This is a genomic window from Pseudomonas farris, from assembly GCF_019145235.1.
Lineage (GTDB): Bacteria > Pseudomonadota > Gammaproteobacteria > Pseudomonadales > Pseudomonadaceae > Aquipseudomonas > Aquipseudomonas farris.
This window is the reverse complement of record NZ_JAHSTV010000008.1, coordinates 40,942-64,254: the sequence shown is the minus strand read 5'-3', so window position 1 is coordinate 64,254 and position 23,313 is coordinate 40,942. Positions and strand designations below refer to the sequence as shown.

The following is a 23,313-nucleotide window of genomic DNA, read 5'->3' as shown; positions in this document are numbered from 1 at the left end:
ACAGCCAGGCGACGGTCTCATCACGCAGTCGGGCATTTTTGTGCTTTCGCTGGGGCAATAGTTCGGTGTCTTCAAGGCTGGCAATCTCGCCCGGCAGTGTAGAGACGGCAAGTACGTTGTAATTGCCGTACACGGCTGGAGTAATGATGCGAAACGGGTTCTACATCGATAGCATGGACACGAGCCGTTACTCTCATAGTCGAATACGCAACGGAGGGCATTGACGGGAGATGATGGGAATGATGAAGAAGATGCCTCCCGCTATACGGGAACATGCATTGCAGATTGCGAATCACGAAATGGGGCACTACGTGATTGCCCGAGCCTTGGGCTTTGAAACGGGTGATGTGACCCTGAAAGTCACCATGGACTTGAGGCATCAGGCTGGGGCTTCCATTATCTTGACGCGGTCAATTTCCTCGATAGAAGAAATGAAGGAACATTTGGAAGGTCGGCTGATAGTCCTTTTTGCTGGCGCTATGAGTCAGACCTTACCTGCAAAGCATTCAGCCAGGAAACTCGTCGATAAAACGAAAGCGACAGCCATCCTGAATGGAGAGCTTGGGGCGGAACAGGATTACGCAAAAGTAAGGGAGTTACGGCACTTGCTGCGAAATATCTCCTACCCCGATACGGATCCAGCGTCGTCCGAGCGCATAACTGCCGAGCTTAAAGAGATTACTGATCGTTTATGGCTGCGGACCCAACAAATCGTAGAGGCATTGGCCGACACGATTACCGGCTTGGGCGCGGCGCTGGTAGATGGCATGGTCATTGTGGAGCAATGGGGGAGGCCGGCGGATACCTATGAGGTCGTGTTGACGGGGGAAATGCTTGAACGGTTGCGGCCTGTGCAGGCCATTCCATCGTTGAGTGTTTGGGCCTGAAAAGTGCCAGGCGCTGACTTCAATTTGCAGGGCAGATATCCTGTTTTGGCATAAAAAAACGAGCAAACAATTCGGGTTGTGATTTGATGTTTAATTTGGCGTAAATATTTCGGCGGTGAACTTTTATTGTTTCTGCCGACAGGGAAAGTTTTCCTGCTATCTCTTTGTTAGAGAAGCCGCTAAGTAATAATTTGAGGACGTCCTTTTCGCGCGTTGTTATTTGTGTGCCAAGCTGGAGAATCGCTTCTGGCCATGGAGTTGGTTCAGGGGAATCTTTTTCTACGTCAATCTCAAAACACATGCGTTGATGCATTAATGCAGTTACCCATGGTTTGATAATATCAAGTATTGTTATTTGTTCTTGGTTGAAGCGGGCGTTACTACCAAAGGAAATGCATAGCGTTCTATCGGAGTCAAGCTGGACATTGTACTGCGCTTCATCTACAGAAATATACTGTGCGAAGTATTGGTGATAGTACTCAGTCTCAAGGAAGTGCTCCGGTGCAATATCCAGCATGTGAAAGAAACCGCTCTGCGGGTTTTCTCGATTAGCTATATAAAATGGATCCAGCATATAAAGTCCCTTCACGTAGCGATGAATAAAGGCATCTACCTCTTCTGTATCTGCTATTTCAGGGAGACTAACAACTTGTACTTGTTGATTGCTAAATATTAATACGACCCAGTTATCGATCTGCACATATTCATTTAACGTGCGAATAAGTGAGCTCCAGAATTCTGGACGGTTCAACTGCATGATCAGCTTTCCAATCGATCGGTGCCAAGCCAGGCTATGAAGGTCGAGTGGCATTTTCTACCCCTTTAGGGTTAGGGATTCGTAGGTCGCAGGTAAGTATTCGTAGGTATTTACTATTCGTCAATGCCGGGTATATTCACGATCAGGATTCACGATGGCCATGAGGGCATGTCGTCTTGACAAGGATAGTTGTATGAGCAAATCACCTTTGCGAACCATTTTTGCAGCCTCGCTTCTCTGTGCAGGGATCAGCACATCAGTGGGGGCTGTAGAGCCTGGGGTGTATCTGTATAACTGGTTCGGGCTTATCGCACCGGAGACCCCAAAGGAGTTTGAGCAGGAAACCGGCACCAGCATCCATATGGACGCGTTCGACAGTGCCGAAATCATGCAGAGCAAAGTGATGGCTGGGCGCACGGGGTACGACGTGGTTGTGGCTACCTCCAACGTGTTGCCAAGCCTGATCCAGGCGGGAGTACTTCAGCCGTTGGATCGTAATCAGCTGAGTAATTTGTCACACATCGACCCTGATATCTTGTCCCAGGTTGCGGTCAATGACCCTGGTAATCGCTACGCTGTTCCCTATTTATGGGGCACCACCGGCATTGGCTATGACGTTGATAAAGTCAAAGCGGCATTAGGTGATAATGCTCCGGTGAATAGCTGGGACTTGATCTTCAAAGAAGAAAACATCAGCAAACTCAAGTCGTGCGGTGTGGCAATGCTCGATTCTCCAAGTGAGATCATTTCAATTGCTTTGCATTACCTTGGGCTCCCTAGCAACAGTAGGAATCCGGATGATTACCAGAAAGCTCAAGCCCTGTTGTTAAAAATCCGTCCCTACGTCCTCTATTTCGACTCATCCAGAATCGACTCTGACTTGGCTGATGGCAATATTTGTGCAGTTGTAGGTTGGGCCAATGGTGCCCTTGCTGCGCAGGCCATCAACGAGAAGGCTAATACTGGACGCAAGATTGCATACAGCCTTCCTCGCGAGGGAGCGCTGGTTTGGTCAGAAAATTTGGTTCTGTTAAAAGATGCTCCCCACCCAAAGGAAGGCATGGCATTTATTAATTATATGTTGCGGCCAGAAGTTATTGCCAAGAGCTCAAATCACACGTTGTATCCTAACGCTAATAAAGATGCCACAGAGTTTGTTGAGCAGAAGCTGCGCGACAATACTTGGATTTATCCAGACAAAAAGACCGTTGCTACACTTGTTCCACTTGAGCCGCTGCCATTGAAGTTGGAGCGAATCCGCACTCGGGTTTGGACCAAAGTGAAGAGTGGTACGTGATCTGACTTGGTTGTCGTCTTTGATGTTCTATGGGGGGTCTTTATTTTATGTGAGGGGGCTATGGGCGTTTACAGAGAAATTAAAAGCGAAATTAAAGAATTGATAGTGCTGATAAAAATGATTGAGAGATATGAGTCGCTAATTGCACGTAGTTCTATGTCGCTGGATAAACAGTCAGTTGGTTTTAATGAGCGGCGGTGGAGCCGTATTGAAGAATTGCTCCGTAAGTATGATGTGGGTTTATAGTTTTTAAAGAAAATTAATCTGGTTCTGTGTATGTGAAATCACGTAGGGAGCAGGGGCAGCCCGTATCAGCCGACTTACTTAGGGGGCACAGAGGTTCCAGGGAGGGAGAAAAATCATGTACCAAGGTGATTGCCAATGCTACTTGGAGTCGGACGAATACAAAGCCTACAAGGAGATTGAGGAGCAGATCGGCCACTGCACACCCGAACAAGCCTGGGCCATGTATTACGTCTCGGTCGGGAGGGTGCGTGAAAACATCGCCATGGCGGTGATGGAACACATCGCCAGGGGTAACAAGGCACTGCTGGTGGAGTTCCCCGAACTTGCACCGGCTGAAAAGGGAGCTCACCAAGCGAGCTAAGGCGGATCACTTAAGCCTTTACAGCGAAGGAGTCACCAGTCCTGGATCGCGACGGTGTCCATAGGGCTGTATCAACGGTGGCCACCCAGAAACACGAAAGCCGCGCAGTGCGCGGCTTTGAGTATGGTGGGCCCAGTAGGACTCGAACCTACGACCAAGGGATTATGAGTCCCCTGCTCTAACCAACTGAGCTATAGGCCCTCAGTAGGCCGCGGATTATAGCGATGGTTTCTCAGCTGTGCTATCCGAAAAATCCAATATGGCTGTACGAAGAAACGTCGCAGCGAATTCGTCGGGGGGAAGTGGCAGGCTGACGATGTAACCCTGGATCTGTTCACAGCCCTCCGCAGCCAGGAATTGCTGCTGCGCCTGGGTTTCGACGCCCTCGGCGATGACGGTGAATTGCATGCTGCGGCCCAGGGCGATGATGGCGCGAACGATCGCCGCGTCATGCGGATCGTCTGGCAGGCCGCGGACGAAGGATTGGTCGATCTTGAGAATGTCCAGCGGCAGGCGTTTGAGGTAGCTCAGGGACGAATAGCCAGTGCCGAAATCGTCGATCGCCAGTTGCACGCCCAGGCGTTTGAGTTGATGCAGCACCGCCAGCGCCTCTTCGGCCTGGCTCATGATGAAGTTTTCAGTGATTTCCAGTTGCAGGAAGCCGGGGTTGAGGTGGTTGTCCTTGAGCAGTTGTTCGATCCGGCCAAGCAGATTCGGCTGGCGCAGTTGCGCGCCCGCGAGGTTGACTGAGAGTGGGCCCAGGCACTCATAGACCTGATTCCACTCGTACATCTGTCGGCAGGCGGTCTCAAGTACCCAATCGCCGATTTGCAGGATCATGCCGTTTTCTTCGGCCAAGGGAATGAAGTGCTCGGGAGGTACATCACCGAAGGTGGGGTGATGCCAGCGAATCAGCGCTTCGGCGCCAACCACTCGATAATCGTCCAGACTGATTTTGGGCTGGTAGTACAAAAACAGCTCATTGCGCTCGATGGCGCGCCGCAGTTCATGTTCCAGCGCCACGCGCTCGCTGGCTTGGGCGGTGAGGTCGCGGGTGTAACTTTCAACCCGGTTACGGCCCTTGGCCTTGGAGCGATACATCGCGGCATCGGCGTTCTTGACCAGCGTAGCGACGTCGCAGCCGTCCTTGGGATACAGGCTGGTGCCGATGCTGGCGCTGATGAAAAACTCGTGCTCGCCGGCCTGGAAAGGGGCGGAGAAGCAATTGAGCAGCTTGGTGGCAATGTTGTCGGCATCGCTGGACTGTTGCAGACCGGGGAGCAGGATGATGAATTCGTCGCCACCCAGCCGCGCCACGGTATCGATATCGCGCAGTTGCTCCTTGAGGCGCACGGCAATGCCTTTGAGCAGCAGGTCGCCAACCGGGTGGCCGAGGCTGTCGTTGATGTGTTTGAAACGGTCCAGATCCAGGAACAGCACCGCGCCCTGGCCCCCGTTTTCCTGCTGGCTGTTCAGTGCAGTCAACAGCCGACTCTCGAACAGCGTGCGGTTTGGCAGGCCCGTCAGCGGGTCGTGGTGCGCCTGGTAGTCGAGTTTGGCCTGCGCGTGCTTGAGGCTGGAAATGTCCGCGAACACCGCAACAAAGTGGGTGATGAGTTTGTCCCGGTTGCGCACCGCGCTGATGGTCAGCCAACTCGGGTAGAGCTCGCCGTTCTTGCGCCGGTTGGAAATCTCGCCTTGCCAATGACCGTCGGCGGTCAATTGATGCCACATCGCCGCATAAAATGCGCTGTCGTGCAGGCCCGAGGCGAGCAGGCGAGGGGTGTGGCCCAGCGCTTCGCTCTCGCTGTAGCCGGTAATTTCGGTGAATGCACGATTGACCGCGCTGATGTGCTGTTGGGTGTCGGTGATCAATACACCCTCGGCGGTGCTCTCGAACACCGTGGCGGCCTGTTGCAGTTTCTCTTGCATCAGATGTCGCTCGGTAATGTCCCGGGCGATGGTCAGCATGCAGGCCTCATCGCCAATGGGCAACGGCCGGCTTGAAACCTCACAGAGCCGGATCTGCCCGTCTTTGCGGCGGATGTGGCAACTGAAGTCGCGGACAAAACCATCCCGGTGCAACAGCTCGAGCATCTGTTTGCGTTCGTTGAGATTGACCCAGATTCCCAGGTCCAGGGCCGAGCGATCCACGGACATCGCGCTATTGAAGCCGGTAATACGGCTGAAGCCCTCGTTAACCTCCAACAGCAAACCGTCGCTCTGCCGGGACAGGAGCAAGCCGTCGGGGGAGGCATGAAAGGCCTTGGCGAACTTCTCTTCGGAGGTTTGCAGTTGTTGCTGGGTTTCCTTGAGTTGGCTGATGTCCCGCACAACGACCACCAGGGCCGGGGTGGTATCGAGATCGAAAGGCTCGGCAGAAATCAGGCCGGTAAACACCTGACCATTGCTGCGGCGAAAGGGCATCTCCAGGTTGCGGATGCTGCCGGCCTGCAACCGCTGCAACAAACCTGGCCCCACACCGGGTACACCCCAGATGTTCAGGTCGGTGGCGGTCTGGCCTATGACGTCTTCGGCCTTGAGGCCGATCTGTTCTTCGAACGCTTCATTGACCTCCAGCAGACAACCGTCGGAAAGCCGTGCGATCACCAGAATATCCGGACATTGCTGGAACACTGAAGCGAACTTTTGTTCCGACAGGCGCAGCGCCTCTTCGGTGCGCTTGGCTTCGCTGATATCGATCATCAGCCCACGCAGTACTGGTTCATGGGCGTGCTCGATCAGGCTGACGATATCACGGACCCAAAGGCAACGGCCGTCGGCGGTGATGACCCGGTAATCGACGCTGTGATCGCGTCCGGCCGCCACTTCACGGTCGCAGAAGGTCTGGGTCCGGGTCAGATCCGCGGGGTGGATAATGTTGCGCCAGAAGCCCGGAATCAGCCAATGGGGCAGGGGATAACCAAGGAGATCCTGAGCGTGAGGTGACACGTAACTGTAGGTGTAATCGCTGATCCGGGCTTCCCAGGCGATAGCCGAAAGACTCTCCACCAGCCCGCGGTAATGGTATTCGCTGCTGCGCAGCTCCTGTTCCAGAGCGACCCGACGAGCAATTTCCGAACTGAGTCGGCGGTTGATCCGGATAACCACTGCCAGCACGATCATCAGAAACAGTAATCCTGGCAGGCCGTACATCAGCACATCGAGCCAGAACGTTCGATGGTCCAGAACGTTACCGACCCAATGTTCCTGGATGGCACTGATTTCACTCGGGGTCATGTCTGCCAGGACTTTATCGAGGATGCTGACCAGCAGCTTGTTGTTCGGGGGCACGGCCATCGCCAATTGGTAGCGATAGGGTGTTTCACCGCTGACGTAGAGCCCGTCGAGCTTGAGCTGGCGCAGGCTCCAGACGCTGGAGGCGAGATCGCCCACGACGGCGTCCACGGCGTCGGTAGCCAGTGCCTGCAGCGCCGAGCTGACATTGGGCATCGCTACCAGATTCAGGTCGGGATGGTGGGTGCGCAATAGTTCATGGGGGGCATAGTTTTCCACCACAGCGATCTTCAGCCCGTACAGGTCTTCGATTTTGCGCGGTTGGGCACCTCCGACGTGAGCCAGAATGACAATCGGAAAGTCGAGATAGGGGCGTGTGAACGACAGATACGTCTGGCGCTCGGGAGTCGACATGATGCCTGGCAAGATGTCTAGCTTGCCTTGTTTGGCCTGCTGCAAGACTTCAGTCCAGCTGACCGGCTCGATGGGCGTGAGTTTGATGGCCAGCCGTTGACGGATGACGTTGATGTAGTCCGCTGCCAGGCCCTGATAACGCCCGTGTTCGTCGCGAAATTCAAACGGCGGCCAGGACGCGTCCACGCCCAGGCGCAATTCCGGGTGAGCCGTTAGCCAGCTACGTTCTTCGTCGGTAAGAGTCAACGCGCCAGCCGTTGCGGTCCAGGTCATCAGCGACAGCAAAAAAAGCACGGTCGGCCATCTGGGCATAACGGTCTCGTTATGGCTTGGGGGAATGTTTCGAGTGTAGACGGGCTATGCGGCGGGGGGGATGTACGGGGCATTTAATCTGTATAAAGCAAAACCCCCGGCCTGGGCCGGGGGTTCTGTGGATCACTCGTCGAGGAAGGAGCGCAAATGCTCGCTTCTCGTCGGGTGGCGCAGCTTGCGCAGTGCCTTGGCTTCGATCTGACGAATCCGTTCACGGGTCACGTCGAACTGCTTACCAACCTCCTCGAGGGTGTGGTCGGTATTCATATCGATACCGAAGCGCATGCGCAGAACCTTGGCTTCACGGGCAGTGAGGCCGGACAGGACTTCGCGAGTCGCTTCTTTAAGGCTCTCAACAGTGGCGACATCGATTGGCGACTGCATGGTCGAGTCTTCGATGAAGTCACCCAGATGAGAATCTTCGTCATCACCGATCGGGGTTTCCATGGAGATCGGCTCTTTAGCGATCTTCAATACCTTGCGGATCTTGTCCTCAGGCATTTCCATGCGTTCGCCCAGCTCTTCCGGGGTCGGTTCGCGACCCATTTCCTGCAGCATCTGCCGGGAAATACGGTTGAGCTTGTTGATCGTCTCGATCATGTGCACCGGAATACGGATGGTGCGTGCCTGGTCGGCGATCGAGCGAGTGATCGCCTGACGGATCCACCAGGTGGCATAAGTCGAGAATTTGTAGCCGCGGCGGTATTCGAACTTGTCTACCGCTTTCATCAGACCGATGTTGCCTTCCTGGATCAGATCGAGGAATTGCAGGCCACGGTTGGTGTACTTCTTGGCGATGGAGATCACCAGACGCAAGTTCGCTTCAACCATCTCTTTCTTCGCGCGGCGGGCCTTGGCCTCACCGATCGACATGCGACGGTTGATGTCCTTGATCTCGGCGATCGTCAAACCGGTTTCGGTTTCCAGCGCGGTCAGCTTCTGCTGGCAACGAATGATGTCCGGTTGCAGGCGACCAATGGCTTCAGCGTATTTGCTTTTGCCTTTGGCCAGTGCATCGGTCCAGCTTTCGTCGACTTCGTTGCCCGGGAACTGGCGCAGGAAGTCGGCACGCGGCATACGGGCATCACGAACGCACAGTTGCATGATCGCGCGCTCTTGCTGACGCAGACGATCCAGGGCACTGCGAACACGCTCGACCAGGCCTTCGAATTGCTTCGGCACCAGTTTGATCGGCATGAACAGCTCAGCCAGGGCGATCAGCTCGGCGATTGCCAGCTTGTTGCCACGACCGTGCTTTTTCAGGGCCTTGCGAGTGATTTCCATCTGATCGGCGACAGCACCAAAGCGCTGTGCGGCGATGACCGGATCCGGACCGCTTTCGGCTTCTTCTTCGTCGTCGGTCGCTTCGGCGTCATCGTCGTCGGTGTCGTCATCCGCTTTCACGGCTTTCGGGTCGACAGGCGGTGGCACTTCCGCTGCAGGCGGCGCAATGCCGTCGTCCGGGTCGATATAACCGCTCAGGACGTCGGACAGGCGGCCACCTTCGGTGGTGACGCGAGTGTACTCGGAGAGAATATGGTCAACCGTGCCAGGGAAGTGCGCGATTGCGCCCATCACTTCGCGGATGCCCTCTTCAATACGTTTGGCGATTTCGATTTCGCCTTCACGTGTGAGGAGCTCTACCGTACCCATTTCACGCATGTACATGCGCACTGGGTCGGTGGTGCGACCAATGTCGGTCTCGACCGCTGCCAACGCTGCTGCTGCCTCTTCGGCGGCGGCTTCGTCGGTATCGGCGTCGGCCAGCATAAGGGAATCCTTATCTGGCGCAACCTCGAATACGTTGATCCCCATGTCATTAATCATGCGGATGATGTCTTCCACCTGTTCCGGATCTGAAATATCCTCCGGCAGGTGGTCGTTGACCTCCGCGTAAGTCAGGTAGCCCTGCTCACGACCAAGTGTGATCAACTCTTTGATACGAGACTGCTGTTGCGCTTTTCCGGACATAACACCCTATCCACTGAAGGTCTTGGCGGGCAAAAAACAAGCCGAGGATTATACCTGAGCTATGACCTCACGCGCCAGTTGAGGTCGGGCTTGATGCGGAAACATTGCGACTTAAAAGGTCGCGCAGTTGATTTTTCTCTTCGGTGCTCAATTCACTTTGACGTGCTTTTCGAAGAAGTTGTTCCAGGTTTCGCTCGCGTTGGCGGGCTGACAAGCTAGTAATGGTGTCGAAAAACTGTTGTTCAAGGTTATCTCCATCAATCAGCCACTCCTTTTCTGCCAGCGCTTTGAGCAGTCGGCCTTGTTCGGTGCCGTGCCAGCGCGCAATCAGTTGAAATGAGTTTAGCTTGGGATTCTTCTGTACGGCTTCGAGCAGGGCGACCAACAGTTGCGTGTTGGTATGGTCCTCGGCAGCGAAGTGCCCGGCATCCTCGACTTTCTCAGCCAGTTGCGGGTGATGCAGCAGCGTGCGCAAGGCGGCCAGGGTGGGCGGCTCTACAGCGGCCGGAATCCGTGGCGCGCGCGGTTGATCGCGATCGCCGCCACGTTTGCCGTTTTTGTCCCATGGTTTCTTGTCCCATTTCTTGCCGCCTGCACCAGGTTTCTTCGGCGTCCATTCCTGCTGCGGCGCGTACATCTCTTGGGCCTGCGGCTGATGGTAGTCGCTGTAATCCGGCATGGCGTCGTAATCGATGCCCGGATCGTAAGCGGGTGGCGCTTCCTGAGGCTGAGGCGTGCTTTGCACGAGTTGGCTCACGGCTTCGCCGCTAAGCCCGGTGATTTCGCTCAGGCGCTGGCGCATCAAGATGCGCAGGTTGGCCCCCGGGACTTTGTCGATCAGCGGCGCGGCGAGGGTGGCCATGTGGGCCTTGCCTTCGAGGGAGCGCGGGTCCGATTCTTCGGTCAGCTGTTGAAAAAAGTAATCGGCCAGCGGCTGGGCGTGCTGATTGATTCGCGCGCGGAAGGCGTCAGTGCCCTCGGAGCGGACCAGGGTATCCGGGTCCTCTCCCTCGGGCAGGAACAGAAAGCGCGCCCGGCGCCCGTCCTGCAGGCATGGCAGGGTTGCCTCCAGCGCCCGCCAGGCGGCATTTCGGCCCGCCTGGTCACCATCAAAGCAGAACAGCACGCTGGGCACGACGCGAAACAGGCGCTTCATGTGCTCTTCGCTGGTGGCGGTGCCCAGAGTTGCGACGGCGTTGCGCAGGCCTTGCTGGGCGAGGGCGATGACGTCCATATAGCCTTCGACGACGATGATTTCGTCGAGGTTGCGGTTGTTCTTGCGTGCTTCATAAAGGCCGTAGAGTTCCTGGCCTTTATGGAAGACCGGGGTTTCCGGTGAGTTCAGGTATTTCGGCTTGTCGTCGCCCAGCACTCGGCCGCCGAAGGCGATGATGCGCCCGCGACTGTCGCGGATCGGGAACATCACGCGATCGCGGAAGCGGTCATAGCGCTTGCCGGTTTCGGCGTTCTCGATCAGCAGGCCGGCGTCGATCATGGCCTTTTGCTGCAGGGTATCGCTGCTCAAGTGCTTGTACAGATTGTCCCAGCCAGGAGGGGCAAAACCGAGCCCGAAATCCCGGGCGATTTCTCCCGTGAGTCCACGACCCTTCAAGTAATCCACGGCGGCTTTGCGTGACGGATGGCTTTTCAGGGCTTGACGATAAAAATCGGCGGCGGCGGTGAGCAGCGGATACAGCGGCGAATCGGTGGGCTGCCGTGGTTTGTGCGGACGGCCACTTTCTTCGCGGGGAATTTCCATGCCGGCGGCTTTGGCCAGTTCTTCGACAGCCTGGACGAAATCCAGGTTGTCATGGTCCATCATGAAGCCGAGGGCGTTACCGCCAGCGCCGCAGCCGAAGCAGTAATAAAACTGTTTGTCGGGGCTGACGCTGAAGGAGGGGGTTTTTTCTTTGTGAAACGGGCAGCAGGCCGTGTAGTTCTTGCCGGCTTTTTTCATTTGCAGGCGCGAGCTGACCACGTCGACGATGTCGGTGCGGTTCAGAAGGTCGTCAATGAAGCTCTGGGGAATTAGCCCGGCCATGGCGTTCTCGTCATCTGCGCTGAAATGGACCCAAAACGAAGGGCGGCCGAACGCGGGTCGTTGTTTGAGGCGCGCAGGGTGTGCGGCTCGACCGGTGTCGTCTGCGTATCGCTGTCGGGAAGTGTATCTGCCGAAAATCCACTGACGTTAGTACCAATCAGTATTCGACTATTTGAAAGTGTTTCGCTGAATCCGGCGACGGACAGTCGTTGGCCTCGGATAGCTCATAAGCGGGCACGCAAGAAGGTGCCTTGGGCTGATCGTCGTGAGAGGAATCAGTGGGTGTGCTCGTCAGTAGCCTTGGAAGGCTCGTCAGAAAAGACGTGCACCGCTGGCAAAAGAGCCAGGTCTGACGCTGTGAAGCAGATTTGTCTCGGTCGCGTCTGCGGCTTCGACGGTGAAGCATCAAGCGTTTTCCGCAAATGCCATTAGCCCGGCTGAGGGCCGGGCTTGGCAGAAGCTTGCTACGATCGTCTGTGTATTAGTACAGACGAACGGCGCGGCGCTGTTCGCGCTGAACTTTCTTGGCGTGACGCTTAACAGCGGCTGCTGCTTTACGCTTACGCTCAGAAGTTGGCTTCTCGTAAAATTCGCGGCTACGAACTTCAGCCAGTACACCGGCTTTTTCGCAGGAGCGCTTGAAACGACGCAGAGCTACGTCGAAGGGTTCGTTCTCTTTTACTTTGACGGCTGGCATCCAGAGCTACCTTCATTCATTACCGGGGTCAACATCCTCGCGGCAAAAGAGCACTTGAAGACGTCGGTTTTTAAGGGTTGCGGATGTTAACCCCTCATCGCTCGGAATGCAAAGCCTCTGATCGAAAACCGCTGGTCGGGGCATCACGCGAAGACTATTATGCGCGCCTTCGAATTCAGCCTCTACAAGGCGCAAACCCATGCTAGTACTGGGATTAGAAACCTCTTGCGACGAAACCGGTGTCGCACTTTACGACAGTGAACGCGGGTTGTTGGCCGACGCGTTGTTCAGTCAGATCGATCTGCATCGTGCCTATGGCGGCGTGGTGCCGGAGCTGGCGTCGCGTGATCACGTCAAACGCATGCTGCCGTTGATTCGTCAGGTCTTGGCCGAGGCCGGCTGTGTGCCGACCGAGATCGACGCCATCGCTTATACCGCGGGTCCTGGCTTGGTCGGAGCCTTGCTGGTGGGGGCTTCGTGCGCCCAGGCGCTGGCTTTTGCCTGGGGCATTCCGGCCTTGGGTGTGCACCACATGGAAGGTCACTTGCTGGCGCCGATGCTGGAGTCGCAACCTCCGGAGTTCCCGTTCGTCGCTTTGTTGGTGTCGGGTGGTCATACGCAGCTGGTTCAGGTCGACGGGATCGGTCAGTACACGCTCTTGGGCGAGACTCTCGACGATGCTGCCGGCGAAGCATTCGATAAAACCGCGAAGATGATGGGCCTGAATTATCCGGGCGGTCCGGAGATCGCGCGTCTGGCGGAGCAGGGCGTTGCGGGGCGTTTCACTTTTCCGCGCCCAATGTGTGATCGTCCAGGCTTGGCTTTCAGCTTCAGCGGGCTGAAAACCTTTGCGCTGAACACCTGGCAGCAGAGCGTCAGCGCCGGGGACGACAGCGAACAAGCCCGTTGCGACATCTCGCTGGCGTTCCAGCAGGCCGTGGTGGAGACTTTGACCATCAAGTGCAAGCGTGCCCTCAAACAGGCGGGTCTCAAGCGTCTGGTGATCGCAGGGGGTGTCAGCGCCAATAAAGCGCTGCGGGCTTCACTGGAGAAAATGCTCGGCGACATGAAGGGCGATGTATTTTATGCCCGTCCGGAGTTCTGCACCGATAATGGCGCGATGATTGCGTTTGCCGGCTGCCAGCGCTTGCAGGCCGGCCAGCATGAAAGCCTGGCAATCAGCGTGCAGGCGCGCTGGCCGATGGAGCAACTGTCGGCGCTGTGATGAGGGGTGCTCACGTGCGGTATTTAAAAATGCCGTTCGCGCCCGGCAAACAGGTCGCGTAGATTGCCGCGATGACGCCAGACGATCAGGCCCGTGAGTGCGCTCATGGGTAGCAGTGCCGCCGGTTCTTGCCAGGCAAGCAACGGCAGGGTCAGCGGTGTGGCAATCAGGGCTGCGAGTGAGCTGGTGCGGGTCAGGTAGAACGTCAGCGACCAGGCGCAGACCGCCAGCAGCGCGGCAGGCGGGTAGAGCCCCAGCAGCATGCCAGCGGCGGTGGCGACACCCTTGCCACCGCGAAAGCGGAAGTACAGCGGAAACAGGTGGCCGATAACGGCGCAGACGCCGATCCAGGCCTGTTCTTGCAGTGAAAGGCCTATAGCACCCGCGATCAATACGGGCAGCAGGCCTTTGTTCAGGTCGCCGAGCAAGGTCAGGATGGCGAGTTTCTTGCCGGCCAGACGCAACATATTGGTGGCACCGGCATTGCCCGAGCCACTCATTCGCGGATCGGGGTTACCGGTCAGGCGGCTGAGCAAAATGGCGAAGGACAGAGAGCCGAGCAGGTAGGCGAGGATCGCCAGTAACCAAAACATGCTAACTATTCCGGGCGAGGACGCCCTGATTCTAACGGCGCATTGCGCCCTTGTCGTGCAGTGGAGAGAAGTGCTTGGACAGAGTGTTTATCGAGGGCCTGGAAGTCGACACCGTGATTGGTGCCTACGACTGGGAACGAGGCATCCGACAGTGTCTTCGACTTGATCTGAGCTTCGCCTGGGACAATCGTCCGGCCGCCGCCGGTGATGACCTGACCCTGGCGCTCGACTACGCGAGCGTTTCGTCGCGCATTCAGGCGTTCGCCGAACAGGCGCAGTTCCAGCTGGTCGAGACCTTTGCCGAGCGTCTGGCGCAAGTGCTGATGAGCGAATTCAAGATCACCTGGATGCACCTCAAGCTGACCAAGCCAGGTGCCGTCCCGGCGGCCACGGGTGTGGGCGTGGAGATCGAGCGCGGATGTCGCTGACTCAGGTGTACCTCGGGCTCGGTAGCAATATCGAGCGCGAAGCCCATTTGCAGGCTGGCCTGGACGCCCTGGCGGGTTTCCTGGTGGATATGCGCTGCTCGGCGGTATTCGAAAGCCAGCCGGTGGGGATCAAGAGCGGGCCGTTTTTCAATTTTGTGGTTTCGGCTTTCACCGATCTGCCGCTGATGGAGCTGGATCGACGGTTGAAATTCATCGAAGCGGATAACGGCCGTTACGCGCCGGACCGCAAGGGCTTGCCGCTGGATATCGACGTGCTGCTGTTCGGCGACCTGGTGGGCAACTTCGATGGTTTGATCTTGCCGCGGGCAGAGATTCTGAAAAATGCCTTCGTGCTGTGGCCGTTGTCGCTGATTGCGCCGGACCGTGTGCATCCGGGCGTAGGCAAAAGCTTTGCGACTTTGTGGGATGAAGCGCAGATCGATCAGGTGCTGGCGCCAGTGGCGTTTGAATGGCGCGGCCAACAGCTGACCCCTTTGAATTTGTTGTGAGGCGGATGACGCCATCGCGAGCAGGCTCGCTCCCACAGGTTAACGCTAACCCTGTGGGAGCGAGCCTGCTCGCGAAGCTTTTCAAACAGACGCCGCCGCTTTATAAGCCTTCAGCGCCTTGAGCCGCTCGCGCTTGATCGCCTCGCCCAACTCCGGTCCCTTGAATCCCTTCTCCAGCAACGGCTGAACGGCAACACTTCGCGCTGCGGTTGCCGCGCCACGTAAATATTCCGCCTGTGGATAACTTCTCTGCTCCAGGCCTTTACGCCCCCGAGCGTCCATTTCACACGCTGCGATAAACTCCTCAAAGCGCTGAGGTCGACGATAGACGTCGAAACTCTGCAACAACTCCAGCAAGGTCGACGGTTTCAGCTCCAGCGCACGATGGCCATGGGTGTGATACTTGCCCACCAGTAGCGCCAGTTCCTGACAGTCCTTCGGTGCCTTGAAGCGCTCATTGACCGCTTTGATCAGCTTCAGGCCTTTGTGCTCGTGGGCGATGTGGCGGGGCCATTCTTCCTCGGGCGTCAATCCTTTGCCCAGGTCATGCAGCAAGCAGGCCCAGCGTACGGTCAGCGGTTGTTTATGCAGTGCCGCTTGCTCCAGCACGCTCAGGGTATGCACGCCCGTGTCGATTTCCGGGTGATGGGCTTCGGGTTGCGGTACACCGAACAGCGCGTCGACTTCCGGCATCAGTACCTTGAGCGCGCCGCACTCGCGCAGCACCTCGATGAATACCTGAGGCTGGTCTTCCATCAGCGCGCGGGCGATTTCTTTCCAGCTGCGTTCGGGAGTCAATGCCTCCAATTCACCTGATTCGCTGAGTTGACGCATCAGCTCCAATGTCTCGGGGGCGACGGTAAAGCCCAGTTCCGCATAACGCGCGGCAAAGCGGGCAACGCGCAAAACACGGAGTGGATCTTCGGCGAACGCGGGGGAAACGTGACGAAGCAGACGTGCCTCTAGATCCTGCTGGCCATGGTAGGGGTCGGACAGGTTCTGCTGGTCGTCTTCGGCCATGGCGTTGATCGTCAGGTCGCGACGAATCAGATCTTCTTCGAGGGTGACGTCGGGGCTGGTGTGAAAGATGAAGCCGCCGTAGCCGCGCCCGTTTTTGCGTTCGGTGCGGGCGAGGGCGTATTCCTCACCGCTTTTGGGGTGAAGAAACACCGGGAAGTCCGCGCCCACCGGACGAAAGCCCTTGGCGAGCATTTCTTCGGTGGTGGCGCCTACAACGACCCAGTCGATATCGGTGACAGGCTTGCCCAGCAGGCGATCGCGTACCGCACCGCCGACTTTATAAATCTGCATAAAAAACCTCCGTTAGCCCGACAGAATAACCTTTGCGTCGAACTTCCGGAGGCAGAAAAGAGGATCAAAGATGAATGACTGCCAAGTCCAGCCGGCCGTAATCACCCTCGCCATGCTCGCTTCTGGGCGGAACATGGTGGGTTTTCATCACCTGATCCCCTTGCAGGGTTTCCAGGTGAATGTCGAAGCCCCAGAGGCGGTGCAGGTGCTTGAGTACTTCATCAGTGGAATCGCCCAGCGGTTTGCGGTCGTGTTGCTGGTGACGCAAGGTCAGGGAACGGTCGCCACGCCGGTCAATGCTGTAGATCTGGATGTTGGGTTCGCGATTGCCCAGGTTGTATTGCGCCGCCAGGGTTTCACGAATGGTTCGATAGCCGTCTTCGTCGTGTATCGCCGGAACCAGCAGATCGTCCTTCTGATCGTCATCGAGGATGCTGAACAGCTTGAGGTCGCGGATCACCTTGGGTGACAGGTACTGCAGGATGAAACTCTCGTCCTTGAAGCTGCTCATGGCGAATTTGATGCTGGACAGCCAGTCGGTACCGGCGATTTCCGGGAACCAACGGTAGTCTTCCTCAGTGGGCTGTTCGCATATCCGGCGGATATCGCGATACATGGCAAAACCCAGGGTGTAGGGGTTGATGCCATTGTAGTAGGGGCTGTCGAAGCCGGGCTGAAAGACCACGCTGGTATGTGAAGTCAGGAATTCCATCATGAAGCCATCGGTGACCAGGCCTTCGTCATACAAGTCGTTCATCAAGGTGTAGTGCCAGAACGTGGCCCAGCCTTCGTTCATTACCTGGGTCTGGCGCTGCGGATAAAAATACTGGGCGATCTTGCGCACAATCCGCACGATTTCGCGCTGCCAGGGCTCCAGCAGCGGGGCATGTTTTTCGATGAAATACAGGATGTTTTCCTGAGGTTCGGCGGGGAAGCGTGCGTTGTCCTTGTCGCTGTATTTGTCTGCGCCTTTTGGAATTGTCCGCCACAAATCGTTGATCTGCTTCTGCAAATGCTCTTCCCGATCCTTCTGCCGACGGCGTTCTTCTTCGGCGGAAATCGGATAAGGGCGTTTGTAACGGTCGACGCCGTAATTCATCAGCGCATGGCAGGAATCGAGCAAGTCTTCTACCGCGTCGATGCCGTGGCGTTCTTCGCACTGCATGATGTACTGCTTGGCGAACACCAGGTAATCGATGATCGAACTGGCGTCGGTCCAGGTGCGGAACAGGTAGTTGCCTTTGAAGAAACTGTTATGGCCATAGCACGCGTGAGCCACCACCAGCGCCTGCATGCAGATGGTGTTTTCTTCCATCAGATAGGCAATGCAGGGGTCCGAGTTGATCACAATCTCGTAGGCCAGGCCCATCTGGCCGCGGCTGTAGGATTTTTCGGTGCTGAGGAAGTGTTTGCCATAGGACCAATGGTGATAACCCAGGGGCATGCCGACAGAGGCATAGGCGTCCATCATCTGCTCGGCGGTGATCACTTCGATCTGGTTGGGGTACGTATCCAGCGCGTAGCGGGCCGCGAGACGACTGATTTCGCGGTCGTAGGCCTGGATCAGCTCGAATGTCCATTCGGAGCCGGTGGAAATGGGTTGGCGCTTCTGCTCTTTGGCGGTCATGTCACTAACCTGCGCTGGAAGAGTTCACGGAAGACCGGATAGATATCCCCGGCCGAGACCAGTTGCTGCTGGGCAAAAGTGTCAGAGAAGGCTTCGGCGATGCGTTCGTACTCGAACCACAGGGCCTGGTGTTCGCGCGGGGTAATCTCAACATAAGTGTAGTACTGCACGAACGGCATGATCTGGTTGATCAGGATGTCGCGGCAGATCGGCGAATCGTCGTTCCAGTTGTCGCCGTCGGACGCCTGGGCGGCATAGATGTTCCATTCGTTGCTCGGATAACGCTCGGCCATGATCTCCTGCATCAGTTTCAGGGCACTGGAGACAATCGTGCCGCCGGTTTCCCGGGAGTAGAAAAACTCCTCCTCATCAACTTCACGGGCGCTGGTGTGGTGGCGGATGAACACGACGTCGATTTTGTCGTAGTTCCGCTTGAGGAACAGGTACAGCAGGATGAAGAAGCGTTTGGCGATATCCTTGGTCGCCTGGGTCATGGAGCCAGACACGTCCATCAGGCAGAACATTACTGCTTTGGAGCTGGGGTTCGGCTGCTTGATGAGCAGGTTGTACTTGAGGTCGAAGGTGTCGAGAAATGGCACTCGGTGAATGCGCGCGCTGAGCTTCTCGATTTCTGCTTCGAGCTCCTGGATATCGCCGAAGTTGTCCGGTTCTTCCCGTTTAAGTCGCAGCAGTTCCTCTTTGACTTCGCGCAATTTCGCCCGGCTGCTGCCGGACAAGGCAATGCGTCGGGCATGGGCCGAACGCAACGTGCGGATAATGTTGATCCGTGACGGGTTGCCCTCGTTGCTGATGCCGGCGCGTACGGTCTTGAAGGTGTCGGTGCCGGTCAGGTGGCGTTTGACCAGATTAGGCAGCTCAAGGTCCTCGAACATGAACTCGAGGAATTCCTCCTGGGTGATCTGGAAGACGAACTCGTCCATCCCTTCACCCGTGTTACCGGCCTTGCCGGGGCCTCTGCCGCCGCCACCTCCGGGCGGGCGGGCGATGTGCTCGCCGCTGATGAATTCCTTGTTGCCGGGGTGCACGATGGTTTGCTTGCCGCCACGACCGTGGTGAAGCACCGGCTCGTCGATGTCGCGGCCGGGAATGCTGATCTGCTCGCCGTGTTCCATATCGGTAATGGAGCGCCGGCTGACCGCCTCTTCGACAGCCTTTTTGATGTGATCACGGTAGCGCCGCAGAAACCGCTGGCGGTTTACCGTGCTCTTGTTCTTGCCATTGAGACGTCGGTCGATCACATAGCTCATGACTGCTCCTTAGAAGCTGTCCTGAAAGGGGCGAGCGTTAACGCAGCATAAGTCCAGTGCCGGAGGGTGTACACGCTCCCCCAAGCGCTTTGACGCTGCCTGAACCTCGCTACCGCATTTCGGACACCTCCAGAGGCCTGTGTAACAGAAAAAGCGTAAACAGGCCTCGGGCTAACGACAACCGGTCTGACCGGCAGCGGGTTACTGTGATTTTCTGACCCGCAAGTACCACTCGGACAGCAGTCGTACCTGTTTGTCGGTGTAGCCCCGCTCGACCATCCGTGTGACGAAGTCGTTATGCTTCTGCTGGTCCTCTTTGCTGGCCTTGGCGTTGAAGCTGATGACCGGCAGCAAGTCCTCGGTGTTGGAGAACATTTTCTTCTCGATGACCACCCGCAGTTTTTCGTAGCTGAGCCAGGTTGGATTCTTGCCGTTGTTGTTGGCTCGGGCGCGCAGTACGAAGTTGACGATTTCGTTGCGGAAATCCTTCGGATTGCTGATGCCGGCCGGTTTTTCGATTTTCTCCAGTTCTTCGTTCAGGGCTACGCGGTTGAGGATCTCGCCGGTTTCCGGATCGCGATATTCCTGATCCTGTATCCAGAAGTCGGCGTACAGCACGTAGCGATCGAAGATGTTCTGACCGTACTCGCTGTAAGACTCGAGGTAGGCAGTCTGGATCTCCTTGCCGATGAATTCGATATAACGCGGCGCCAGGTACTCTTTCAGGAAGCGCAGATAGCGTTCGCGGGTCTCGGCCTGGAACTGTTCCTGTTCAATCTGTTGTTCCAGCACGTAGAGCAGGTGCACCGGGTTGGCGGCGATTTCGTGCGGATCGAAGTTGAAGACCTTCGATAGAATCTTGAAGGCGAAGCGGGTCGACAGACCGTTCATGCCTTCGTCGACACCCGCTGCGTCGCGGTATTCCTGGATCGACTTGGCCTTCGGATCGGTGTCCTTGAGGTTTTCGCCGTCGTACACGCGCATCTTGGAGTAGATGTTGGAGTTTTCCGGCTCCTTGAGGCGCGAGAGCACGGTGAACTGAGCGAGCATTTTCAGGGTGTCGGGCGCGCAATGGGCCTTGGCCAGCGAGCTGTTGAACAGAAGCTTGTCATAGATCTTCACCTCGTCGCTGACGCGCAGGCAGTACGGCACTTTGACGATATAGATCCGGTCGATGAATGCTTCGTTGTTCTTGTTGTTCCGGAAGGTGTGCCATTCCGATTCGTTGGAGTGGGCCAGCAGGATCCCGGTAAACGGAATCGCCCCCAGGCCTTCGGTACTGTTGTAGTTGCCTTCCTGGGTGGCCGTCAGCAATGGGTGCAGCACCTTGATCGGTGCCTTGAACATTTCGACGAACTCCATCAGGCCCTGGTTGGCCCGGCACAATGCCCCCGAGTAGCTGTAGGCATCGGCGTCGTTCTGCGGGAACTCTTCCAGTTTGCGAATATCGACCTTGCCCACCAGTGCCGAGATGTCCTGGTTGTTTTCATCTCCCGGCTCGGTTTTCGCGACCGCAATCTGGTTGAGGATCGACGGATAGAGTTTCACCACGCGGAACTGGCTGATATCGCCGCCGAATTCGGCCAGGCGCTTGGTAGCCCATGGCGACATGATGGTATTGAGATAGCGCCGGGGAATACCGAAGTCTTCTTCGAGGATCGCGCCATCTTCGGTGGCGTTGAACAGACCCAGGGGCGACTCGAAAACCGGCGAGCCCTTGATTGCGTAGAAGGGCACTTTCTCGATCAGTTGCTTGAGCTTTTCGGCCAGGGACGATTTACCGCCACCGACAGGGCCAAGCAGGTAGAGGATCTGTTTCTTTTCTTCCAGACCCTGAGCGGCATGGCGGAAATACGACACGATCTGGTCGATGCATTCTTCCATCCCGTGGAAGTCTTCAAAGGCCGGATAGCGGCGGATCACCTTGTTGGAAAAGATTCGCGACAGCCTCGAGTTGGTCGAGGTGTCGAGCAGCTCCGGTTCACCGATGGCCAGCAAAAGTCGCTCTGCTGCGGAAACGTAGGCGCTGCGGTCCTTTTTGCATAGCTCCAGGTACTCTTGCAGAGAGAGTTCTTCCTGGCGCGTGGACTCGAAGCGTTGTTGGAAGTGGCTAAAGATACTCATGACGTCACCTCGCTCGATACGTGGAGCCGACGCCGGATCAGTCAGTCGATGCTGGCAAGCAACTGAATATGCAGTTGCTGTTTACCCCCCAGAACACCTTCAGGGTATCAACCCTGAAAGCTACTCCCGATGACCCGCGCGCCGGTGTACCGGCTCTCCCCTGTTTTGGATGGCCTGCGCTTAAGGATAGTTCGGAATCTTGAAGGTAAAGGCGCAATAAGTAATTAGTTGTGGCAGACCGTTCGTCAGCCAGCGCGCGAGCCCACGGGGGCCGGGCCTTGCGCGCCTTGAAAAAAATTATTCGGAAGTGCCTTGCGCCGTTTCCGAAGGATAGGTCGTACGCCACAGCTCAAAACCGCCATCCATGCTGTAGACGTCGGAGAAGCCCTGACTGATCAGGTAAGCGGCCGCGCCCTGGCTGGAATTGCCGTGATAGCAGACCACTACCGTTGGCGCGTCCAGGTCAGCGCCCTGAATGAAAGCATGCAGAGAATGGTTGTCCAGATGCTTCGAACCGGCAATGTGCAGCGCGGCAAAAGTTGCCGGGTCGCGGACATCGACTACCACCGCGCCTTGTTCGCGCAGGGCCTGGGCCTGTTCTGGGGGGATACGTTTGAATTCGCTCATGGCGGGCTCCTGTGGCTCGGCTGAAAGCGCAGTCTAGCGCGGGGCGCTGGCTGACGTTTGTTCGGGAATGGAGGTGGCGACAGCCGGCCCAGTATGGCCGTGGGCGTCGCATTTACATTGCAGGCGCTCGCCGGTGTCGACGTTCATCAGGGTCATGGCGCCACCCCAGACGCAACCGGTGTCGAGCGCAAACAGGCCCGGCTCGTTGCACTGGCCTTCGAGCGCCGCCCAGTGGCCGAAGATGATCTTCAGGCCTTTGGTCTTGCGCTCCTTGTGGGTGAACCACGGCGCATATCCCGGTGGTGCAGTGTCGATGCCTTCCTTGCCCTTGAGATCAAGCTTGCCGTCGCTGGTGCAAAAACGCATCCGGGTGAAATAGTTGGTGATGACTCGCAAGCGCGCCGCGCCTTTGAGGTCGTTGTCCCATTTCACCGGTTCATTACCGTACATGCCGTCAAGGTAAGGCGCGAAGCGGTTGTCGTCGCGCAGGGCTTCTTCGACTTCGGCGGCGCACTTCAAGGCTTTGCGCAGCGACCATTGAGGCGGGATGCCGGCATGGACCAGGGCGATATCGCGCTGTTCATCGTAATGCATGAGCTTTTGTTGCCGAACCCACTCCAGCAGCTCCCCGCAATCGGGGGCTTCAAGGATCTCGCGCAGAGTGTCGGCCTTCTTCAGGCGTTCGATGTTTTGCCCGACGGCCAGCAAGTGCAGGTCATGGTTGCCGAGCACGCAGATCAGCGATTCGCGCAGGCTATAGAGGAAGCGCAAGGTTTCCAGCGACTGTGGGCCACGGTTGATGAGGTCACCCACCAGCCACAGACGGTCCCGGGCAGGGTCGAAGGCGACTTGCTTGAGCAGGCATTGCAGCGGTTCAAGGCAACCTTGCAAGTCGCCGACAGCATACGTCGCCATCAGTGCAGGGCTCCGGGTACTGCCAGACGGAATGGTGCGATGATGGCATCGAAGTGTTTGCCGTCATTGGCGACCATTTCATAAGTGCCCTGCATCGTGCCGACCTTGGAGGTCATGACAGTGCCGCTGCTGTAGGTGTGGCTCTTGCCCACGTCGATCAACGGCTGTTGGCCGACGACGCCTGCACCGCGAACCTCCTCGACATGTCCGTCACCGTCGGTGATCACCCAGTGCCGTGAAAGCAGTTTGGCGGGCACCAGGCCATTGTTCTGCACGGTGATCGTGTAGGCGAAGGCAAAGCGATTTTGCTCGGGTTGCGATTGTTCTGCCAGATAGCGGGTGACGACGCTGACGTCGACCTGATAACGAGGATCGGACATGCAAAAGGCCTTAAAAACGAAGCGGGACGCGGGGCGTAACTGATGGATCTCAGTCTAGGCCAAGTATCGGGTAGTAGACCAGAGTG

Annotated in this window: 19 protein-coding genes and 1 tRNA gene; 6 read left to right on the top strand and 14 right to left on the bottom strand. The window is 57.0% G+C overall.

What is annotated here, in order from left to right:
- The first annotated feature begins 239 nt into the window (after nucleotides 1-239).
- Nucleotides 240-887, top strand: a complete 648-nt coding sequence (locus tag KVG95_RS17790; protein ID WP_217857364.1) for a peptidase M41 — start codon at nucleotides 240-242, stop codon at nucleotides 885-887.
- Nucleotides 888-906: 19 nt separating this feature from the next.
- Here KVG95_RS17790 and KVG95_RS17785 read toward each other — a convergent pair whose 3' ends face one another.
- Nucleotides 907-1,698 (bottom strand): helix-turn-helix transcriptional regulator, encoded by a 792-nt coding sequence (locus KVG95_RS17785; RefSeq protein WP_217857363.1) that lies wholly within the window; start codon nucleotides 1,696-1,698, stop codon nucleotides 907-909.
- A gap of 139 nt (nucleotides 1,699-1,837) precedes the next feature.
- Between KVG95_RS17785 and KVG95_RS17780 the strand changes: the two genes are divergently transcribed.
- The gene (locus KVG95_RS17780) at nucleotides 1,838-2,941 is read left to right on the top strand and encodes a polyamine ABC transporter substrate-binding protein (RefSeq protein WP_217857362.1); all 1,104 of its coding nucleotides are present in this window, start codon (nucleotides 1,838-1,840) and stop codon (nucleotides 2,939-2,941) included.
- 361 nt (nucleotides 2,942-3,302) lie between these two features.
- On the top strand, nucleotides 3,303-3,548 hold the full coding sequence (locus KVG95_RS17775; protein WP_052967143.1) for a hypothetical protein: 246 nt from the start codon (nucleotides 3,303-3,305) through the stop codon (nucleotides 3,546-3,548).
- Nucleotides 3,549-3,672: 124 nt separating this feature from the next.
- Here the strand turns inward: KVG95_RS17775 and KVG95_RS17770 are convergent.
- The 5 genes from KVG95_RS17770 to rpsU form a co-directional block, all read right to left on the bottom strand.
- A tRNA-Ile gene (locus KVG95_RS17770) sits at nucleotides 3,673-3,749 on the bottom strand.
- A gap of 15 nt (nucleotides 3,750-3,764) precedes the next feature.
- A complete protein-coding gene (locus KVG95_RS17765; protein ID WP_052967147.1) occupies nucleotides 3,765-7,511 on the bottom strand; it encodes a bifunctional diguanylate cyclase/phosphodiesterase in 3,747 nt (1,248 codons plus the stop codon).
- Nucleotides 7,512-7,634: 123 nt separating this feature from the next.
- Nucleotides 7,635-9,482: an RNA polymerase sigma factor RpoD gene (gene rpoD, locus KVG95_RS17760; RefSeq protein ID WP_123719577.1), complete on the bottom strand. Its 1,848-nt coding sequence runs from the start codon at nucleotides 9,480-9,482 to the stop codon at nucleotides 7,635-7,637.
- Nucleotides 9,483-9,549: 67 nt separating this feature from the next.
- Nucleotides 9,550-11,523, bottom strand: a complete 1,974-nt coding sequence (gene dnaG, locus KVG95_RS17755; RefSeq protein WP_217857361.1) for a DNA primase — start codon at nucleotides 11,521-11,523, stop codon at nucleotides 9,550-9,552.
- A gap of 481 nt (nucleotides 11,524-12,004) precedes the next feature.
- Nucleotides 12,005-12,220, bottom strand: coding sequence for a 30S ribosomal protein S21 (gene rpsU, locus KVG95_RS17750; protein WP_002551877.1), 216 nt, complete (start codon nucleotides 12,218-12,220; stop codon nucleotides 12,005-12,007).
- A gap of 199 nt (nucleotides 12,221-12,419) precedes the next feature.
- On the opposite strand from rpsU, the gene tsaD reads away from it, so the two are divergent.
- Nucleotides 12,420-13,445 (top strand): tRNA (adenosine(37)-N6)-threonylcarbamoyltransferase complex transferase subunit TsaD, encoded by a 1,026-nt coding sequence (tsaD, locus tag KVG95_RS17745; RefSeq protein ID WP_052967150.1) that lies wholly within the window; start codon nucleotides 12,420-12,422, stop codon nucleotides 13,443-13,445.
- Nucleotides 13,446-13,468: 23 nt separating this feature from the next.
- On the opposite strand, the gene plsY is transcribed toward tsaD, so the two are convergent.
- Complete coding sequence (plsY, locus tag KVG95_RS17740) at nucleotides 13,469-14,038, bottom strand: glycerol-3-phosphate 1-O-acyltransferase PlsY (RefSeq protein ID WP_052967151.1); 570 nt, start codon at nucleotides 14,036-14,038, stop codon at nucleotides 13,469-13,471.
- 74 nt (nucleotides 14,039-14,112) lie between these two features.
- Here plsY and folB point away from each other — a divergent pair, with 74 nt between their 5' ends.
- Together folB and folK are read left to right on the top strand one after the other, a co-directional pair.
- Entirely contained in the window at nucleotides 14,113-14,466 is a 354-nt protein-coding gene (folB, locus tag KVG95_RS17735; RefSeq protein ID WP_052967152.1) for a dihydroneopterin aldolase, read from the top strand.
- Entirely contained in the window at nucleotides 14,457-14,975 is a 519-nt protein-coding gene (folK, locus tag KVG95_RS17730) for a 2-amino-4-hydroxy-6-hydroxymethyldihydropteridine diphosphokinase (protein ID WP_217857360.1), read from the top strand. The genes folB and folK overlap by 10 nt, the downstream gene beginning before the upstream one ends.
- A gap of 81 nt (nucleotides 14,976-15,056) precedes the next feature.
- On the opposite strand, the gene KVG95_RS17725 is transcribed toward folK, so the two are convergent.
- The 7 genes from KVG95_RS17725 to apaG all read right to left on the bottom strand — a co-directional run bounded on the left by KVG95_RS17725 (nucleotide 15,057) and on the right by apaG (nucleotide 23,227).
- Nucleotides 15,057-16,286, bottom strand: a complete 1,230-nt coding sequence (locus tag KVG95_RS17725) for a multifunctional CCA addition/repair protein (RefSeq protein ID WP_217857359.1) — start codon at nucleotides 16,284-16,286, stop codon at nucleotides 15,057-15,059.
- A gap of 64 nt (nucleotides 16,287-16,350) precedes the next feature.
- A complete protein-coding gene (locus KVG95_RS17720) occupies nucleotides 16,351-17,913 on the bottom strand; it encodes a SpoVR family protein (protein ID WP_123355697.1) in 1,563 nt (520 codons plus the stop codon).
- A complete protein-coding gene (locus KVG95_RS17715; RefSeq protein WP_123355699.1) occupies nucleotides 17,910-19,181 on the bottom strand; it encodes a YeaH/YhbH family protein in 1,272 nt (423 codons plus the stop codon). Before KVG95_RS17715 ends, KVG95_RS17720 begins: the two co-directional genes overlap by 4 nt.
- A gap of 201 nt (nucleotides 19,182-19,382) precedes the next feature.
- The gene (locus KVG95_RS17710; RefSeq protein WP_007904259.1) at nucleotides 19,383-21,305 is read right to left on the bottom strand and encodes a PrkA family serine protein kinase; all 1,923 of its coding nucleotides are present in this window, start codon (nucleotides 21,303-21,305) and stop codon (nucleotides 19,383-19,385) included.
- A gap of 297 nt (nucleotides 21,306-21,602) precedes the next feature.
- Nucleotides 21,603-21,932 (bottom strand): thiosulfate sulfurtransferase GlpE, encoded by a 330-nt coding sequence (gene glpE / locus KVG95_RS17705; protein WP_030130002.1) that lies wholly within the window; start codon nucleotides 21,930-21,932, stop codon nucleotides 21,603-21,605.
- Between the two features lie 33 nt (nucleotides 21,933-21,965).
- Nucleotides 21,966-22,847, bottom strand: coding sequence for a symmetrical bis(5'-nucleosyl)-tetraphosphatase (locus KVG95_RS17700; RefSeq protein ID WP_217857358.1), 882 nt, complete (start codon nucleotides 22,845-22,847; stop codon nucleotides 21,966-21,968).
- Nucleotides 22,847-23,227, bottom strand: coding sequence for a Co2+/Mg2+ efflux facilitator ApaG/CorD (gene apaG / locus KVG95_RS17695; RefSeq protein ID WP_217857357.1), 381 nt, complete (start codon nucleotides 23,225-23,227; stop codon nucleotides 22,847-22,849). Before apaG ends, KVG95_RS17700 begins: the two co-directional genes overlap by 1 nt.
- Between the last annotated feature and the right edge of the window lie 86 nt (nucleotides 23,228-23,313).

Excerpts from the sequence above, each read along its gene's own strand:
- apaG (WP_217857357.1), bottom strand. The coding sequence starts at position 23,227 with ATGTCCGATCCTCGTTATCAGGTCGACGTCAGCGTCGTCACCCGCTAT.
- KVG95_RS17720 (WP_123355697.1), bottom strand. The coding sequence starts at position 17,913 with ATGACCGCCAAAGAGCAGAAGCGCCAACCCATTTCCACCGGCTCCGAA.
- KVG95_RS17785 (WP_217857363.1), bottom strand. The coding sequence starts at position 1,698 with ATGCCACTCGACCTTCATAGCCTGGCTTGGCACCGATCGATTGGAAAG.
- KVG95_RS17715 (WP_123355699.1), bottom strand. The coding sequence starts at position 19,181 with ATGAGCTATGTGATCGACCGACGTCTCAATGGCAAGAACAAGAGCACG.
- KVG95_RS17700 (WP_217857358.1), bottom strand. The coding sequence starts at position 22,847 with ATGGCGACGTATGCTGTCGGCGACTTGCAAGGTTGCCTTGAACCGCTG.
- KVG95_RS17725 (WP_217857359.1), bottom strand. The coding sequence starts at position 16,286 with ATGCAGATTTATAAAGTCGGCGGTGCGGTACGCGATCGCCTGCTGGGC.
- plsY (WP_052967151.1), bottom strand. The coding sequence starts at position 14,038 with ATGTTTTGGTTACTGGCGATCCTCGCCTACCTGCTCGGCTCTCTGTCC.
- rpsU (WP_002551877.1), bottom strand. The coding sequence starts at position 12,220 with ATGCCAGCCGTCAAAGTAAAAGAGAACGAACCCTTCGACGTAGCTCTG.
- tsaD (WP_052967150.1), top strand. The coding sequence starts at position 12,420 with ATGCTAGTACTGGGATTAGAAACCTCTTGCGACGAAACCGGTGTCGCA.
- dnaG (WP_217857361.1), bottom strand. The coding sequence starts at position 11,523 with ATGGCCGGGCTAATTCCCCAGAGCTTCATTGACGACCTTCTGAACCGC.
- KVG95_RS17765 (WP_052967147.1), bottom strand. The coding sequence starts at position 7,511 with ATGCCCAGATGGCCGACCGTGCTTTTTTTGCTGTCGCTGATGACCTGG.
- glpE (WP_030130002.1), bottom strand. The coding sequence starts at position 21,932 with ATGAGCGAATTCAAACGTATCCCCCCAGAACAGGCCCAGGCCCTGCGC.
- KVG95_RS17710 (WP_007904259.1), bottom strand. The coding sequence starts at position 21,305 with ATGAGTATCTTTAGCCACTTCCAACAACGCTTCGAGTCCACGCGCCAG.
- folK (WP_217857360.1), top strand. The coding sequence starts at position 14,457 with ATGTCGCTGACTCAGGTGTACCTCGGGCTCGGTAGCAATATCGAGCGC.
- KVG95_RS17780 (WP_217857362.1), top strand. The coding sequence starts at position 1,838 with ATGAGCAAATCACCTTTGCGAACCATTTTTGCAGCCTCGCTTCTCTGT.
- rpoD (WP_123719577.1), bottom strand. The coding sequence starts at position 9,482 with ATGTCCGGAAAAGCGCAACAGCAGTCTCGTATCAAAGAGTTGATCACA.
- KVG95_RS17790 (WP_217857364.1), top strand. The coding sequence starts at position 240 with ATGATGAAGAAGATGCCTCCCGCTATACGGGAACATGCATTGCAGATT.
- KVG95_RS17775 (WP_052967143.1), top strand. The coding sequence starts at position 3,303 with ATGTACCAAGGTGATTGCCAATGCTACTTGGAGTCGGACGAATACAAA.